Raw genomic sequence first — 17,299 nt, 5'->3', positions numbered from 1 at the left:
TTCGTCGCTTTTCTTGATCGCATCAGAACAAAACCCAGCCCGAAATGCAGGCGCTTGATTTGATGCGATCATTTTTTATTTAAAACGATCAATAAACCTTAATTTTAAGCGCGTAAATATAAGTTAATTAAAATATTATTATTTAGAATGAACGAATACTTCATATAAAATATTTTATTCACACTAGCGAATCTTTTACTTTTTTATATATACTCAAATCAGCATCCATATACTTGCTTCGAAATCTTAAATTTTTGCTTATCCACATGTTCTAATTAAGTTTAGATGGGATTGAGATGGATATTGAACTCTTTTTATCGATGAACATGGAGTATTCCCAAGGCCGAGATAAGTTTGGGGATGATGCATTTAAAGCCAATTATGAGGCGCCTAAAAACACCGGCCCTCATTTGAAAGGCTTTCGCGGAGTTTTACGCGAAAAAACGATGGAATCGCTGCTGTTGGGCAGCACAAATTTTAACAAGCAAAGCGATCAATGCGCCGAAAGACTGATCACGAATAATGGACTTGACCATTATATTCTTCACATCATTCTGGCGGGAACGCTGCACGGAAATTTTAACGGCATAGAGGTTTTCGCTCATCCGGGTGATATTATTCTTCTCAATTTATCGCAGGTGGTATCAAGCAGCACTGAAACAGATGGGCGGATCACAGTTCTCATCCCAAAACATGAGCTGGAAAAGCGCACCGGATGGAGAAAGTTGGATGGTTCCGTCCTTAAAGCGCAATCCCCAACAACGATTTTACTGTTTAACTATGTGAAGGATATGATCAATATCAGTTCACAGCTCAATGCAACCGAAGCAACGGCTGCCAGAGAGGCAATGCTAACACTTTTGGCTTCCTGCATTAACGGCACGCAACAAGAATTAACAAACAGCGTAGCCATGAAACTGACCATGCGACATCGGATTCTGGCATATATTGATGATAACCTTACCAATTCTGCCCTAAAGCCAAGGTCTATCCAGCAGCATTTTCACGTCTCGCGCTCACATCTTTATCGAGCTTTCGAGGCAGATGGCGGCGTGGCAAAAATCATTCGAGACAAACGGCTTGATCTTGCTTATCAACTATTGATTGAAATACAGGGCAAGCAGCTTTCGTTTAAAGAAATCGCCTATCGTTGTGGTTTTCAGAATACAAGCCAGTTTACCAAAGCATTTAAGAGCCTTTACAGCATCTCACCCAAAGAGGCCCGAAAAACCAACTCGCTGATAAGTGAATACAGTGATATTTCCATATTTCAAAAGCATTTGATTGCACAGAATGACCAATACAATATCGAAGAGGAAAAAGGGGGCGGTAAAACCACCGCGCCGCCTATGAAGCAGAAACTTATATGATCATATTGCCGGTACGAATACTGCGCCAGACTGTTCCATCTGAATAAGCCATTTGCGCACCGCCGCTCGCGTTGTTCACAAAAACAATGGCTCCGGCACCGTGTTGAGAGGCAGATGGCAATCCGAACACCGGATAGGACGCCGGGCGAACGGGCCCATCAACATGCAGGCGGGTTGTCGGCAACATTGCCCCCACTGCAACATTGCCGGTTTCCCCGTCAACCTTCACCGCGACGCGCCAATTGCCGGCATCATTGCCAACCTTGATGCTGAAATTATCGTCACCACTCAGGCCCATCTCGGCATGTCCAGTCCAGCCTGACTGGAACAACAGGCTTGCGGTGTCAGCGGAGGTGTTTTTATTAACTTTTACCTGATGCCCTGCGCCGGCATTGTTAAACAGACTTGCCTCTGAAGAGAGTGCAAAACGGTTGGTCGCATCAGCCGTCGCTTGAATGCCCAGCATGGACAGAGAAAGACGTTCCGGGATGGAACTTGCGCCTTCCCACTGCGTGCCGTTAAACACCAGCAGGTTGCTTTCATCTTCAACATAAGCCAGCCAGCCTTTTGCCACAGCAATAAAAGACCAGCTGCCATCAACGAAGACGGCGATCATACCGGCCTTGCCTGCCCACAGCCCTGCGGCAGGTGCTGCAACGATATATCGTTCACCGGATAAAGGTGTTGCAGGCGCATCGGTTTGCGTGCGTGATTTCACGCTCAGATGTACAACTGCATCCAGCAATCGCAGCGCCTCATTATGGGTCACGTGTTTCTGTGCCTGGCTGGACGCAATATAGGGAAGTTTGAGATTGGGTGTCTGATCCATGAAAAACTCCTCGCGGTAACAATGCGAGGAGCTTAATCGCTTGCCTGATGATGGGGATAAGTCAGCTCCCACGATATGTGGAATAAGACCAGGGGCTCACCAGCAGAGGCACGTGATAATTGCCGTCTTCATCTGCGATTGCGAAGCGGATCGGGATCAGATCGAGAAAAGGAGGATTGGCAACATCGGCGCCACGCCCCTCGAAATATTCAGCGACGTGAAACTGCAATTCGTAAGTGCCTTCCTGCATCTCACTGCCACTGAGTAATGGCTCATCCGTACGACCATCCAGATTGGTGACCGTGCGCTTAATCAGCTCAGTGCTTCCCAAAGCACCAAGCCTGTAAAGCTCTAAACGCATTGCCGCCGCCGGGCTGCCATGGGCCGTATCTAGAACATGTGTGGATAGCTTGCCCATGGTTCACCTCAGATTTGCTTTTCAGGAGCCGGAATTGTCTCTATGCGGTAGGTAACATCCGACAGGAAATATTCCTCCAGATTATCTTCACTGCCCGCGCGGTCAACAATAAGAAAATCCGATGTCTCTTCGAGAGACACCAACGGATGATGCCAGACATTGCGCCAGTAATTGACACCCTGATCACCCCGCGCCAGAAATGCGCGTGGTCGGTCAGGCTTGCCATCATTATCTTCGGCGACAACCACGAGAAACGGCCTGCTATTGAGCGGAACAAAAGCCTGCGAACCAAATGGATGCCGCTCCAGCATGACAATATCGATTGGTAGCTTAAAAAACTGACCGCGAAATATATTGATCAGAACACGCGCATTGGTGCCCGCCGCCTCAACGCGGGCCAGATCGTGAAAGCGCTCCGTTGTGCCATTGTTGATGAGACGGCGCTCGGCCTCCTCCACTTCAATCACATCCCCAAAAGGCGCGAAAGCGGCCTTTGTCAGCCGCTCAACCTCAAGCACTTCAAACTTCACTCAGCCCTCCCCCAGTCACTGAACGCATCTTGCATAGCAAAGCGTCGCATCCAAAGTATTGTCAATCGCGAAGCAGTTTCAACATACAGATGAAAAAGGCCGGGATCGTCACCCGGCCTTTCAAATTTACAGCGGTCTGGATCTGTCAGCGCTTGAACAAGGCGCTCACAGCTGGAACGCCACAGGCCGCAAGTGCGAGCTTGATCAGATCACCGACAATGAAAACGCCGAAGCCAAAGGCAATGCCTTTTTCAAGACCAAAGAGATAAGCCATCCAACCGGCACCCATGACAAGCACAACGAGTTCGGCAAGCAGCATCACACCACCCAGCGCCAAAGGATTACGGGCCAATCCCTTGTCGGCAGCGCGACCGATCATCCATGCAGCAACAAGATAGGAAAGAAGATAGCCGCCAGTCGGGCCGACCATATAGGCAAGGCCAATACCCTTTTCAGGCGTTCCGGTGAAAACCGGCATACCGAGTGCGCCTTCAAGCAGATAAAGCGCTACCGTTGCGACAGCAAGACGCGATCCATAGACCGCCGAAAGCGCAAAAAGCGCAAAGGTCTGCATCGTCACATTCACATAAAGAAGATCGACCTTGATATTTGCCGATATGGTCAGCACAGCGGTGCCGATCAGGGCAAGCGAGACAAAATAGAAAGCCCGTGCCAATTGCCCTGTGGGCAGATAGCTGGCGGCGAGTGATGCGGTGGCGGCTTTGGCCCGAGATCTGTTCTGCATTTTTATCTCACTCCTTAGACTGGGCGTTCCGGTTTGCAAAACCAGATAATCCATTTGAAACCTGACATTATAAATTCTAATCAATTCAGGCAATAAAACCAAAGAAGCATTGGACCATTCAATGGCGCTGGATTTCGACGGTCGTTTCTCTCCTGAATATGGAACTCCGATTGCCTTGAGTAAAGATATTTTACGCCTGACCGCAAATAATCCGAGCGCTTTCACATTTCATGGCACCAACAGCTACCTCATCGGAACGGATACCCTTGCCATCATCGATCCGGGCCCGAAAGATGAGGCGCATTTTCAGGCCCTTCTGGCAGCAATTGGTAACCGTCCGGTGAGCCATATTTTTGTGAGCCACACACATCGCGACCACTCGCCGCTCGCAAAGCGCTTAAAAGAGCAGACCGGCGCGCTTATCGTTGCTGAAGGTCCGCATCGCCCGGCCCGACCTTATCACAACGGCGAAGTGAATCTGCTCGAAGCCAGTGCGGATACTGATTTTGCTCCTGATCTGGCCTTGGCGGATGGCGAAAAAGTCGATGGCGACGGCTGGGTTTTGCGTGGCATACACACGCCCGGCCATGCCGCCAATCACATGGCCTTTGCCCTTGAGGACTCGGATGTTCTGTTTTCTGCCGATCATGTCATGGCGTGGGCGACCTCGATTGTAGCACCGCCGGATGGCTCCATGAGCGACTATATGGCGTCACTTGAAAAGCTGCTGGAGCGTGATGATCGTATCTATCTGCCCGGTCATGGTGGAGCTGTTACCAAACCCGCAGCTTTTGTGCGTGGTCTTCGCACACATCGCAAAATGCGGGAGCGCGCAATACTGGAGCGGATCGTGCAAGGCGACCGCACCATTCCCGATATGGTCAAGGCCATTTATCGCGACACCGATCCGCGTCTGCATGGTGCGGCCGCCTTGTCGGTGCTCGCACACCTTGAAGACCTTGTGGGGCGCGATGAAATCACCACCGACGGCAATCCCTCGCTTAACGGTATTTATCAGCCAAAGTAATTATTCAGCATCAGCAGGCGCTTTGTTGACCTCTCCCTCAAGTGCGCTCAAAAACTGCGTAATGAAAGCTGCGTTCAGCCCCATGTCGCGATCGCCATAATGTGATAAAGACCGCATATCAACATAGGTGATTTCGCCTTCGTCAAGCAGCCGGATCACCACATCGCTTTTCAGGCCAAGAATTGGACTATGCGCAATCACAGCAAAACGGATCGCGTTTTGTTGTGACAAGGGAATATCACGGCCAATTTGCGTCCAGCTAAAAGCTTTGAGCGTATTGACAACAGCTTGCGCCACACGATCAGGCGCAGCTTCATAGCGGCGTCCGATCACATCGGGATAAGCCGCCATCTGTCCCAGCATGTCCCCCTGAACGGCCTCTGAGAGCGGGTTCATCCCGGCCAAACGCTGCGGCATCGTTGATGGAAATTGTGGCGGCATCTCAAAATCGGTTGTCACATCAAAAATGCGTGCCGAGCCATACCAAAGATTACCCACAAAGCAGACCGGCAAAAGAACTGAAAACGCCAGAAACCCCGCCCAAAAGGAGCGCGCGCCGCCTTTATCTCCATTGACCCAGAGATTACGCAGTCCTTTGGCTGCGCATAGCAAAGCCAATATTGCAATCACTGCACCAAGAGCAGCAATGAGAACGAAGTGTGGTGTTTCAAGCTTGCCAAACCTGTGCAGTATGAGGCCAAGCACGGAGAGCACAAAGGCAAATATACCGAACCGCAATGCCCATATTGCGGAACGTGACTGCCTGCGTTGATAACGAAGTTTCCTCATGCAACGCCCCAGAATGATTTGAAAACCGCGGTCTCATGCATAACAGAGACTGCCTTGGCGCAAAAGAAAAAGGCGGGCGTCACACTGGCAATTCGTCCAGTTATAAAAAATGCGCTTAAAAAATATAGCTAAATCAATATAAAAATCATTGTAGCAACTCCTAATGGAGGGCATGATCGCGTATATGGGGCGTTTATCGGATTCGTCGGAAAGGACGACATGGATCGAAACCTTCATAATGGGCATTCATCAGCCACATCCAGCATTGCTGCCTCCGAGCAGGAAGTCATGACCCTGGAGGCCGTCGAGCTGGAATTTGCGCTCGGAGCCATCGACGTTTTGATTGAAGGATTTGACACAGCTCTTGCCAAAGCCGCAGAGCGGGTGGGTGGCGAAGTGCTTTTCAACATGCCTGCGCTCGATACGAGTACGGCTCAGCGCATCGGTGCCATCGCGATTGCCGGCCAGCCACAGGATCAGGTTGTTTTTGTGACTTTGGGAAATGATGGGACAACGCTTTCCGTTGCGCCGCCCACCGGCGAAAATGCTCTTTTCGTCAGTCTTGGCCGCAATTATGCAGAGGTCATGAAAAGCCTGACGCCTCAAGGTCCGATCAACGGCGAATGAACCTTGTCTATCAATTGTCCGGTTGCGGAACTGCGTCCACATGAAGATGATGTGCGGGCACCGGATTGAGTGTCATGGTTGTCTCGACATCTCTTAGCTTTACAAACTTCATGCCTTTGGCTTGAAGTGCAAGAATGCCTTTGGCAACGCCTTCGCCTGCCGAACGCGTGGGCTGATTGATATGTGAAATAATCACATCACCATCGCGTGCGGCTGAAATGCGCCGGGCAACGACGGGTGCAAGCAGCGATGCGCCCTGATCGCCATTGAGCGAGTAACCACCGATTTTATAGCCCCTGCTTTGTGCAAATTTAATCGCATCTGTCGAATAACGGGCCGTTGCATCGCGATACCAGAGCGGTTTCGATGCACCTGATTGCACGATCGCATCGGCACCACCGTCAATTTCAGAGCGAACGGCATCCAGTGAGCCTGCCGTTTTAATATTGTACATGGTCGGCACATTGGTGATGGCTGGCACATGCATGTTGCCGTGGTTCTCAATATCGAAAAGATCAGGATGGGCTTTCATCACCGCAAAAGCTTCCGCATTTTGTTTCAACCAGCGCGCGGTTACAAAAATTGTTGCCGGAATGCGGTTCCGCACCAGCACATCAAGAATACGGTGATCCGTCTTCCCCATGCAAGCATCAAGGGTCAATGCAACCTGCGGCGCAGCCGAACCGCCTTTTGCGATATGCAATTGCGGCTCAACGATGCTGATTTTCTCATGTTTATCCGTCTTTGACGATGCATCAGAAGCGTTGGCCACAGAGCAAGAAAAAACGAGCGCGGCCCCCGCCGCTGACAAAAAACGAAACATAGCCACCCCGGCACATAGAATTCTGGCAATAAGCTGCCCGCTTAAATGCCAGAATCATAGCCGAAGTGTGGTAACTATTTATTGCGAATTGCGGCTTGGGCGGCTGCAAGCCGTGCAATCGGCACGCGGAATGGCGAACAGGACACGTAATCAAGGCCTGTTTGCTCGCAGAAACTGATTGATGCCGGATCGCCGCCATGTTCGCCACAAATCCCCAGCTTGAGTTTGTCGCGTGTTTTGCGACCACGCTCGGCTGCAATCTGAATCAGCTCGCCCACACCATCGAAATCCAATGAAACAAACGGGTCCTGTTCGATCACGCCTCGGCTCTGATAGGTCGAAAGGAACGGCGCTGCATCATCACGTGAAATGCCAAAAGTGGTCTGCGTGAGATCGTTGGTGCCAAAAGAAAAGAACTCTGCGGTTTCGGCAATTTCAGCTGCCCGAAGGGCTGCGCGCGGCAATTCGATCATCGTGCCGACCATATAGTCGATCTGCACGCCGGACTCGCCAATCACTTCTTTTGCCACCGCATCGATGCGGGCCTTGACAAAATCGAGCTCCGCCTTGAGACCGACCAGCGGCACCATGATCTCCGGCACCACCGGCTCGCCGGTTTTCTTGCCCGCTTCAACGGCGGCTTCAAAGATTGCACGCGCCTGCATTTCAGCGATTTCCGGATAGGAGATAGCCAGACGGCAACCGCGATGGCCAAGCATCGGATTAAACTCGTGAAGACTATCGGCACGTTCACGCAGTTTATCCGCGTCAACACCCATGGCGCTTGCCACTTCCGCAACTTCCTCATCGGTGCGCGGAAGAAACTCATGCAATGGCGGATCGAGCAAGCGGATTGTGACAGGCAACCCCTTCATGATCTCAAACAGTTCAACAAAATCCGAGCGCTGCATTGGCAGAAGTTTGGCCAAAGCAGTGCGGCGGCCATCCTCTTTGTCAGCAAGAATCATTTCGCGCATCGCGATAATGCGTTCGCCCTCAAAGAACATGTGTTCGGTGCGGCAAAGCCCGATGCCTTCGGCGCCAAACGAGCGTGCTGTGCGGGCATCGGCAGGCGTTTCCGCATTGGCGCGCACCTTCATGCGGCGAGTCTTGTCGGCCCATTCCATGAGCTTGCCAAAATCACCAGACAGCTCGGGCTGCAACATGGCAACAGCGCCTTTCAGCACCTGACCACTACCACCATCGACAGTGATGATGTCACCTTTTTTAAAGATTTGCCCGGCAGCAAGCATCGTGCCGTTGCGATAATCAACTCGCAACGAACCCGCGCCCGAGACACATGGCTTGCCCATGCCGCGCGCGACCACAGCCGCGTGGCTGGTCATACCACCGCGTGTGGTGAGAATACCTTCAGCAGCGTGCATTCCGTGAATGTCTTCCGGGCTTGTCTCAACACGCACCAGAATGACATTGCGGCCTTCAGCTTTTGCCTGCTCCGCATCTTCGGACGAGAACACAATTTCGCCCGTGGCAGCCCCGGGAGAAGCGGGCAAGCCCTGGCCTATGACGATGCGCTCGGCACGCGGGTCAATGGTCGGATGCAAAAGCTGATCAAGTGCCGCCGGATCAATACGCAACACAGCTTCTTCTTCGGTAATCAGCCCTTCTGCGACCATTTCAACAGCCATTTTGAGTGCTGCTTTTGCCGTGCGCTTGCCGGAGCGGGTTTGCAACATCCAGAGCTTGCCGCGCTCGATGGTGAATTCCAGGTCCTGCATATCGCGATAATGCTGTTCAAGCCGATCTGCGACTTTCAAAAATTCGCCAAAGGCTTCCGGCATAACTTTTTCAAGCGAAGGCTTGTCGGAACCGGCAGCAATGCGCGCTTCTTCAGTGATGTTCTGCGGCGTGCGAATGCCTGCAACAACATCTTCGCCCTGCGCATTGACCAGAAACTCGCCATAGAGCTTCTTTTCGCCGGTCGAAGGGTTACGTGTGAAGGCAACACCCGTTGCAGAGGTTTCACCCATATTGCCAAACACCATGGCCTGAACATTCACCGCCGTACCCCATTGGGCCGAGATGCTATGCAGGCGACGATAGGTGATGGCGCGTGCATTCATCCAGCTTGAGAAAACGGCACTGATCGCGCCCCAAAGCTGTTCACGGGGGTCTTGCGGAAAAGGCGCGCCGAGTTCTTCCTCAACTTTCGCCTTATAAAGCGCAATCACGTCTTTCCAGTCGGCAGCGCTTAAAGCTGTATCGACTTCAACACCGAGATCTGCCTTTTTGTCTTCAAGAATTTCTTCGAAGAAACCGTGATCAACACCAAGCACGACATCCGAATACATCTGGATAAAACGGCGATAGCTGTCATAGGCGAAACGCTCATCATCAGCTTCGCGTGCAATCGCCTGCACCGTCTCATCATTGAGACCGAGGTTGAGAACCGTATCCATCATGCCCGGCATGGATGCTCGCGCACCCGAACGCACCGATACAAGCAAAGGTTTTTCCGAGCCACCGAACACGCGCCCGGTCAAGGCAGCCACCTGATCAAGCGCGTTTTGCACCTGCTGATCAAGTTCCTCAGGATAGGAGCGCTCATTGTCATAATAGGAGGTGCAGACTTCGGTTGTAATCGTAAAGCCGGGCGGCACAGGCAAACCAAGGCTGCTCATTTCAGCCAAGTTCGCCCCCTTGCCGCCGAGAAGGTTGCGATCACTCGCAGCACCCTCTGCCTTGCCATCACCGAATGCGTACACCCACTTTGCCATGCTGGCCTCCCTTGCGCAGGTAACGGTCCGCAATGTCTGTGTTTTTCCACAGAACTGCAGAAATTACCTTCGTGCTTATGCGATCAAGTCGTTGTCTGCCAATCAAAAAAGACAAAGCATCGTAATAGAATCGATTAGACAACGATAAAGCCAGCTCATCAGCTTGACTCTGATGGCGGATTAGATCAGAAATAAGAACAAAAATAGAACATTTGGAGTTGACTATGCGTATCACCGGTAAACTTGATTATCTTGAAATGCCTGCGGCCAAGGGATCACTGGATAGTGCAAAGAGTTTTTATGCGCGTGCTTTTGGTTGGTCCTTTGTTGATTATGGCCCGACCTATTCTGCTTTTGCGGAGGGATTGGATGGTGGTTTTGATGCCGACCCGGAAGCAACCCCCAAACCCCTGCCTGTCCTTTATTCAGCGCAACTCGAAGAAACTTTGAAGGCTGTGACAGAAGCTGGTGGCACAGTTGTGAAGCCGATTTTTGCATTTCCGGGCGGTCGTCGTTTTCATTTCACCGACCCTGCGGGTAATGAACTTGCTGTTTGGAGCGAGACATAACAACATCATGGTCGCTGGTTGACAGCGGCGCCCATATGGAAATGATGCAGCGCATCTTATTTCGTTCAAATTAGAATTCGGTGATATGCGCTTCATTCTCCCTGCCGTTCTGCTCTCCCTTGCATCCACATCAGCATTTGCGCAAAAAGCGGCGCCTGCACCCGAGAATGCACCGCTTAACCGGTGTGAAGAATTCCTCAATGGTATGAGCCTTCTCACACCTGGCAAGGATTATGCCGTCAGAGATATCCCCGATGGCTGCATTGTATCGAACAGCGTTTATCACACGATGCGCATTATGGGCTGGACGATCGACAGGGCAATCCTCGAAGCTGATCGCTTGCAGGATTATCTGTCAGAAGCACCTGACTTGAGCAAAGCCGCACCACAATGGGGACGCATCGCAGTGGACGGTGTGCGCATGACGCTGCAAAGCGGCAACAAGGTTTCCGATTATATCACCTCAATTCAGCAGTGGCCGATGGACTTTACGGCGTCTTACCGCTTCAACCCACAGAGTGGTTATCTGCACATTCAGAATGCGGAAATCAGCAGTTTAAAGATTGGCAAGGCTTCAGTTTCTGCGCAAATCAATCTGCCGGTTGATTCGTCGGTTGCTTCGCTCACCGTTAATCCAACCGCAACGCTCTCTCATCTGCGCTTGCGCCTTGATAATCAAGGACTATGGGAGAGCATCGCTCTGCCTGTTCTTGCCAATTACGCTGCATTGCCCTCCGAAACGGGTGAAAGCGACCCGGAAGCCGATATTGCGCGTCTGCGCGATGTGGCAAGCAAAGGCATTGAAATGTTGCCCGACAGTCAAATCAATGCGGATTCCCGAAAAGCGCTGCTGCGCTTTGTTGCGGACATGCCCCATCCAACCGGCTTCTTCACGATGGATGTGGATTTCGACAAGCCTTTGCCGATCAGTCTCAACGATCTGGAACCGGACACACTTGCGCAACACGCGCTGACAGGTGCAAAAATCAGCGTAACCTACAAGGCTCGCTGATCTTAAAATGACGTAATATCAGCTTGCTTCACGCAATTGCTCTGCGGTTTGCAGATCAACCGAAACAAGCTGGCTCACGCCCTGCTCGCCCATTGTCACGCCGAAGAGGCGATTCATACGCGCCATGGTGATCGGATTATGCGTAATGATGACAAACCGTGTTTCGGTCGATGACGCCATTTCGTCCATCAAGTTGCAGTAGCGCTCGACATTATGGTCGTCGAGCGGCGCGTCCACTTCGTCCAGCACGCAGATCGGAGCCGGATTGGTCAGGAAGACAGCAAAGATCAATGCCATGGCCGTCAATGCCTGTTCACCACCTGAAAGCAGCGTCATCGTTTGTGGCTTCTTTCCGGGAGGACGTGCAAGAATTTCCAGCCCCGCATCCAGCGGATCATCACTTTCAATGAGCTGTAATTCCGCAGTGCCGCCGCCAAAAAGATGGGTGAACAGGCGCTGGAACTGCGCATTCACAACATCAAAAGCCGCCAGAAGCCGCTCACGCCCTTCTCGGTTGAGGCTCTGAATCGCCTGGCGCAGTTTTTTGATCGCTTCGATCACATCTTCACGTTCTGAAACAATCGCATCAAGACGCCCGGAGAGTTCTTGGCTCTCCTCTTCCGCGCGCAAGTTCACCGCACCAAGGCGTTCGCGTTCGATACGCAGTCGCTCAAGCTGGCGTTCGATCTGATCGGGGTCGGGCATGCGATCTTCTGGCTTGAGGCCGGTCTGTTTGATGGCCTCATGGGGCGCACAGTTGAGCGCCTCCGCAATACGCGCTTCTGCATCCCTGCGGCGTTCCTCGGCTGCCGTCAGTCGCTCTTCCGCACGCGCACGCTGTTCGCGACTGGTTGCAAGCTGCTGGATGGCAAGGGTCGCAGCCTTGTCAAGTTCTGCCTGGGCGGCCTCAGCTTCAATGAGAATATCCGCAGCCCGCTTGCGGCGCTCATCAGCTTCCGAAAGCTCATTAAGCAAGGCACGGCGTCGGCTTTCGATCTCTTCCGGCGCTTCAGCCAAGACTTCCGCTTCGTCCGCAGTTTCCGCACGGCGATCATTTAAGGCCGAAATTTGGCTCTGCGCACTCTGCGCGCGCGCGGCCCAGTTGCGGCGCTCAAGCCCGATCATGGAGAGACGCCGCAAACGATTATCCGCCTCACGGCGCTGACCTTCATAAGCAGCGCGGGCTTCCGCAAGCCTCGCACGATCCGACTGCACCTGTGCTGCAAAAACAGAATGCCGTTCGCTGATGACGCCAATATCCGGCATTTCATTCAGCCGATCTTCGGCCTCAACCACCAGAACCTGTGCTTCCTCAAGGCTTTCCTCAAGACGGGCTTTGGTATCTTCCAAACCGGCACGCTTGGTTGCCAGTTGCCCCGCAGCCCGCTCAACCGCAGAAAGCGCTTCGCGTGCATCATCAAGCTTGCGCTGGTTTGCGCGCCATGCATCGCGCGCAACACGTTCATGCTCCACGGCTTCACGAACGGCCGTTTCAAAACGCTGCAACACTTGCTCCGCATCAGACAAGCGACTGGCGGCGCGAATTGCTTCCTGCTCAAGTTCAGCGAGACGGTTCTTTTGTGCAAGCCGTTGCGCGGCAGGTGTCGGCGCATCGGCGCTCGCCGTATAGCCATCCCAGCGCCAAAGAGCACCAGCCTTGCTGACAAGCCGCTGACCGGGGCGCAACGATGCCTGCAAACGCGGTCCATCATTCTCGGAAACGACCCCAACCTGTGCCAGTCTTCGGCGCAATTGCTGCGGCCCTTTTACGATCTGATCAAGCGGCGTTGAACCGGAAGGTAAAGACGGATCGGCTTCCTGTGCCGGATTATAGGCCCAATAGACGGGTGCAGCATTATCGCTTGCTGCATCAAGGTCTTCACCCAATGCCGCACCAAGGGCTATTTCATAGCCTTTCTCAACCTGCAATTCTTCAACAACGGGCGGAAACTGGCCAGTCTCACCGGCATTGAGAATACGCGCCAGTGTCTGCGCTTCGGTCTCTATCCGGCTCAACTCGGTGCGCGCCTCATGCAAAGGCTGACGGCTCGTCATCTCCTGTTCGCGCGCACTGCCAACACATTCTTCGGCGGCAATCACCGCCTCCTCTGAAGCCGCCAGTGCTTCAACGGCGGTCTCAACGGCAAGACGTTTTTCAGCAGGATCAAACAATCCACCGATCTGCTCGACGACCGCTGCAATATCACGCTCAATATTATCAATCTGGCTGATCAGGCGGTCACGGCGGCTTTGTGTTTCCTGCAACGCGCGCTCAATTTGGCTACGTTCGGCAGCAGCTTCCGCACGTTCCGAGGTTACCCGCGCCAAGGCGTTTTCGCTGTCCTGCAGGCGGATTTCTGCTTCTTCAAAGATCGCGCGCAATTCTTCATCACGCTCACCAGATGCCTCGTTGGAGGCGGTCAGCTCCTGCTCTTCCTCGTCAAGACGCGCCAGTATATCAGCATTCTCGCGCACCAATTGTTCTTCGCGCGCAATATCGGCGGTCAATTGTTCAAGCCGCTTCATAAGCTCGGCACGGCGGGCGCGAATACGAGCATCTTCTTCGTCGAGCTGTGTACGGGCAATGGAAAGTCGCTGCACAGCAGCCGCGGCTTTGGCTTCCGCCTCACGCAGTTCGGGCAATTTATGCGCGCCAACGGCCTGATCACGCGCAGCGTTCATCTGTGCCTGCGCCATATCGCCAACAATCGAAGTTGCCTGTGCAAGCGCGCTTTGTGCTTCACCTTCCTGCGTTTTGGCGTGCGACCAACGCAAATGAAGCAACGATGCCTCTGCGCGGCGAATATCAGCAGACAAAGCTTTGAAGCGATTGGCCTGACGCGCCTGGCGTTTCAGGCTTTCAATCTGGCTGCCAAGTTCACCAACCACATCTTCGAGACGCTCAAGATTGGTTTCGGCTGCACGAAGGCGCAACTCAGCCTCGTGACGGCGGGTATGGAGGCCGGAAATGCCCGCCGCCTCTTCCAGCAATGCGCGACGCGCCTGTGGCTTGGCTTGGATAAGTTCACCGATACGGCCCTGGCCGACCATAGAGGGCGAACGTGCGCCGGTCGATTGATCAGCGAAGAGCAGCTGCACATCCTTGGCGCGGGCTTCTTTGCCATTAATACGATAAACAGAACCAGCCTCCCGCTCGATACGGCGTGAAACCTGCAATTCATCCTGATCATTATAGGCTGCGGGCGCTGTGCGGTCGGAATTATCGAGGAAAAGGGTGACTTCCGCCGTGTTACGCGCAGGTCGCGTGCCAGAGCCTGAAAAAATTACGTCGTCCATGCCCGAAGCGCGCATATTCTTGTACGAGTTTTCACCCATCACCCAGCGCAGCGCTTCAACAAGATTGGATTTGCCGCAGCCATTGGGCCCGACAACGCCCGTCAGTCCGCCTTCAATGACGAATTCCATCGGCTCGACAAAGGATTTAAATCCGACAAGACGCAGCTTGGAGAAGCGCATCAGCATCCTCCCCGCTTAAAAACGCAAAAAGCGGACGCAATAAAGCGTCCGCTTTTCATGCCGAAAGGCGGCTTAGAGCAGCTTGTCAATGATTGCCGACATCTCGTCAACCGAAAGGGCTCCAGCGTATTTTTGTCCGTTGATGAAGAAAGTTGGAGTGGCATTCACACCAAATTCCTGCGATCCGCGTTCCATGGTTGCTCTCACATCATCGAGAAGTTGCTGGTTCGTCAAGCAAGCCTTGAACGACTCCTGTGTAAAACCTGCAAGTTTCGCGATCTGAAGCAGTGCAGCTTCTCCATCAGCCGCACCAGCCCATTGTTGCTGCTGCTTGAAGAAGACTTCGATCATCGGGAAATAACGATCTTCAGGCGCGCAGCGAGCAAGCATAAAAGCAGCTGTTGCGCGCGGATCGAACGGGAATTCGCGGAAAATCAAACGCACTTTGCCCGTATCAATGTATTTTTCTTTGATCTTGGGAAAGGTGTTGATAGCAAAATCTGCGCAATGTGAGCAGGTCAGCGAGGCATATTCAACAATCGTAACAGGCGCATCGGCCTTGCCATAGACCATGTCCTTCAACTTGCCGGCTTCAGCGACCTTGGCAGCATCAACACTTGCATCAGCGCTGCGTGACTGCGCGCTCGCATTGCCAGCAAAAGCAATACCCGCGGCAGCGGCCCCCGCAAGGGAAATAACATGTCTGCGATTAAGCGTTGCAGGCATACGAATCATCCATTCCTGTTTCAATGTTAATATTCGAGAACAATTTAAGGTGGCCAACGATTAATCACCAGCCCCGTTGCAATCAAATGAAATTCAGCGCCAGCCATGCATCAATTTTATGGCAGGGCGCTCATTTCTTTGTAGCGCGCTTTTCGGCGAGGATATTCTTGCCTAGACGCGCCAATGCTGCGCGCAGGGCATCGTCTTCAATCCCGTCTGTTGCCTTGTCGATACGGCGCTCTTCCGAAGGTGCCAGAGGCACCAGCAGCCTTGGCTTGCGCCTGAAATCAAGCGCAGGCGGCTTCTGCTCGATCTTGATGCGGCCAACGGCTGAGAAGCCAAGGAAACCATTTACGCGGCTGATGATTTCGCCTGTCTCATGCTGGATCTGCAACGCAGAAAAGCCTTCGCAAGCAATAACCAGCGTTGCAGGACTAAACGGATCGTCATCATGCAGACGGCGCGGCCAGAGAATTCGCAAAGGCCGGGAGGAAGCACCGATTGCAGGCCCAACAATATCTTCCCAGGATTGCAGCAGTGAAAGATTAATCCCCGCACGCTTCTGCAACATCGGGTCCATCAGACCAGACGTCATATCAGCCAATGGGCGAAAGCCCCGTTTTGATTTCGGTTCTCTCATCGCAATCCATTATAGCCGCGAAACCAATCGACAAACAGAGGAATGCCTTCCTCGAGCGTGGTTTGCGGGTTGAAACCAAGATCCCGCGCCGCAAGCGTAATATCTGCATAGGTGCGCGGAACGTCGGCTGCAGGCATTGGTTCAAACTTGCGGATCGCTTCTCTGCCGCATGCTTTTTCAATCGCTGCAATGAAATTGCTAAGCATAACAGGCCGGTTATTGCCGAGATTATAGACCGGTGCGGTTTGTTCAGGTTGCGTGATGATCCGCTTTACAGCGCCCAATACACCACTGACGATATCATCGACGAAAGTGAAGTCGCGCTGCATTTCGCCGTTGTTAAAAACACGGATCGGTTCGCCTTTAAGGATCGCCGATGTAAACAGCCATGGCGCCATGTCCGGGCGCCCAAATGGACCATAAACCGTAAAAAAGCGTAAGCCCGTCGAGGCAAGTCCATGTACATGCTTATAGGAAAAGGCCAGAAGCTCACCCGAACGCTTGGTTGCTGCATAGACCGAAACCGGGTGATCGACAGCATCACTTTCTGAAAATGGGATTTTTTCATTCGCGCCATAGACCGAGGACGAACTGGCATAAACAATCGGCGGACGCTTATCGAGCTTGAGGGCTGCTTCAAATACTGTCACCTGTCCCATGACATTGGCGGAAACATAAGCAGCAGGGTTTTCAATGGAATAACGCACACCAGCCTGTGCTGCGAGATGCACGATCGCATCGACATCACGATCAGCTCCGATAGCAGCATTGAAAGCTTCTGCATCGGAAATATCAGCTTGCGCAAAGCGGAAGCCACTAAGCGCACGCAGCTTGGTAAGACGGGTTTCCTTGAGATCGACCTGATAATAATCATTGAGATTATCGATACCAATAACTTGCCAGCCTTCATTAAGAAGCCGCGCTGCGGTATGATAGCCGATGAAGCCAGCCGCCCCCGTCACAATCGCTTTCATGGTTT

At 52.7% G+C, this 17,299-nt stretch carries 16 protein-coding genes; 5 read left to right on the top strand and 11 right to left on the bottom strand.

Going from position 1 to position 17,299, the window contains the following annotated elements; translation table 11 throughout:
- Positions 1-296: 296 nt before the first annotated feature.
- Positions 297-1,370, top strand: coding sequence for a helix-turn-helix domain-containing protein (locus tag OPR82_RS04065; protein ID WP_265983152.1), 1,074 nt, complete (start codon positions 297-299; stop codon positions 1,368-1,370).
- Here the strand turns inward: OPR82_RS04065 and OPR82_RS04060 are convergent.
- The 4 genes from OPR82_RS04060 to OPR82_RS04045 all read right to left on the bottom strand — a co-directional run bounded on the left by OPR82_RS04060 (position 1,363) and on the right by OPR82_RS04045 (position 3,892).
- The gene (locus tag OPR82_RS04060; RefSeq protein WP_265983151.1) at positions 1,363-2,199 is read right to left on the bottom strand and encodes a DUF2793 domain-containing protein; all 837 of its coding nucleotides are present in this window, start codon (positions 2,197-2,199) and stop codon (positions 1,363-1,365) included. The genes OPR82_RS04065 and OPR82_RS04060 overlap by 8 nt on opposite strands.
- A 61-nt stretch (positions 2,200-2,260) precedes the next feature.
- Entirely contained in the window at positions 2,261-2,617 is a 357-nt protein-coding gene (gene uraH / locus OPR82_RS04055; protein WP_265983150.1) for a hydroxyisourate hydrolase, read from the bottom strand.
- 8 nt (positions 2,618-2,625) lie between these two features.
- On the bottom strand, positions 2,626-3,147 hold the full coding sequence (locus OPR82_RS04050) for an ureidoglycolate lyase (RefSeq protein WP_265983149.1): 522 nt from the start codon (positions 3,145-3,147) through the stop codon (positions 2,626-2,628).
- Positions 3,148-3,292: 145 nt separating this feature from the next.
- On the bottom strand, positions 3,293-3,892 hold the full coding sequence (locus OPR82_RS04045; protein ID WP_265983148.1) for a biotin transporter BioY: 600 nt from the start codon (positions 3,890-3,892) through the stop codon (positions 3,293-3,295).
- 121 nt (positions 3,893-4,013) lie between these two features.
- Here OPR82_RS04045 and OPR82_RS04040 point away from each other — a divergent pair, with 121 nt between their 5' ends.
- Entirely contained in the window at positions 4,014-4,919 is a 906-nt protein-coding gene (locus OPR82_RS04040) for an MBL fold metallo-hydrolase (protein WP_265983147.1), read from the top strand.
- On the opposite strand, the gene OPR82_RS04035 is transcribed toward OPR82_RS04040, so the two are convergent.
- Complete coding sequence (locus OPR82_RS04035; RefSeq protein ID WP_265983146.1) at positions 4,920-5,708, bottom strand: DUF1499 domain-containing protein; 789 nt, start codon at positions 5,706-5,708, stop codon at positions 4,920-4,922.
- 219 nt (positions 5,709-5,927) lie between these two features.
- On the opposite strand from OPR82_RS04035, the gene OPR82_RS04030 reads away from it, so the two are divergent.
- Positions 5,928-6,335: a hypothetical protein gene (locus OPR82_RS04030; RefSeq protein ID WP_265983145.1), complete on the top strand. Its 408-nt coding sequence runs from the start codon at positions 5,928-5,930 to the stop codon at positions 6,333-6,335.
- Positions 6,336-6,345: 10 nt separating this feature from the next.
- On the opposite strand, the gene OPR82_RS04025 is transcribed toward OPR82_RS04030, so the two are convergent.
- Together OPR82_RS04025 and ppdK are read right to left on the bottom strand one after the other, a co-directional pair.
- Positions 6,346-7,158, bottom strand: coding sequence for a polysaccharide deacetylase family protein (locus OPR82_RS04025; RefSeq protein WP_265983144.1), 813 nt, complete (start codon positions 7,156-7,158; stop codon positions 6,346-6,348).
- Between the two features lie 74 nt (positions 7,159-7,232).
- A complete protein-coding gene (gene ppdK, locus OPR82_RS04020) occupies positions 7,233-9,896 on the bottom strand; it encodes a pyruvate, phosphate dikinase (protein WP_265983143.1) in 2,664 nt (887 codons plus the stop codon).
- A gap of 224 nt (positions 9,897-10,120) precedes the next feature.
- Here ppdK and OPR82_RS04015 point away from each other — a divergent pair, with 224 nt between their 5' ends.
- Together OPR82_RS04015 and OPR82_RS04010 are read left to right on the top strand one after the other, a co-directional pair.
- On the top strand, positions 10,121-10,465 hold the full coding sequence (locus OPR82_RS04015) for a VOC family protein (protein ID WP_265983142.1): 345 nt from the start codon (positions 10,121-10,123) through the stop codon (positions 10,463-10,465).
- An 85-nt stretch (positions 10,466-10,550) separates the two neighbouring features.
- Positions 10,551-11,477: a hypothetical protein gene (locus tag OPR82_RS04010; RefSeq protein WP_265983141.1), complete on the top strand. Its 927-nt coding sequence runs from the start codon at positions 10,551-10,553 to the stop codon at positions 11,475-11,477.
- Positions 11,478-11,495: 18 nt separating this feature from the next.
- Here the strand turns inward: OPR82_RS04010 and smc are convergent, their stop codons facing one another.
- The 4 genes from smc to OPR82_RS03990 all read right to left on the bottom strand — a co-directional run bounded on the left by smc (position 11,496) and on the right by OPR82_RS03990 (position 17,294).
- Complete coding sequence (gene smc, locus OPR82_RS04005) at positions 11,496-14,954, bottom strand: chromosome segregation protein SMC (protein ID WP_265983140.1); 3,459 nt, start codon at positions 14,952-14,954, stop codon at positions 11,496-11,498.
- 72 nt (positions 14,955-15,026) lie between these two features.
- On the bottom strand, positions 15,027-15,680 hold the full coding sequence (locus OPR82_RS04000; protein WP_265983139.1) for a DsbA family protein: 654 nt from the start codon (positions 15,678-15,680) through the stop codon (positions 15,027-15,029).
- 130 nt (positions 15,681-15,810) lie between these two features.
- A complete protein-coding gene (locus tag OPR82_RS03995) occupies positions 15,811-16,320 on the bottom strand; it encodes a DUF721 domain-containing protein (protein ID WP_265983138.1) in 510 nt (169 codons plus the stop codon).
- A complete protein-coding gene (locus tag OPR82_RS03990; RefSeq protein WP_265983137.1) occupies positions 16,317-17,294 on the bottom strand; it encodes an SDR family NAD(P)-dependent oxidoreductase in 978 nt (325 codons plus the stop codon). Before OPR82_RS03990 ends, OPR82_RS03995 begins: the two co-directional genes overlap by 4 nt.
- Positions 17,295-17,299 lie beyond the last annotated feature (5 nt).

Source organism: Ochrobactrum chromiisoli (assembly GCF_026241335.1).
GTDB lineage: Bacteria > Pseudomonadota > Alphaproteobacteria > Rhizobiales > Rhizobiaceae > Brucella > Brucella chromiisoli.
Note: the sequence above shows the minus strand (reverse complement) of the source record. Positions and strands in the feature narration are given on the sequence as shown.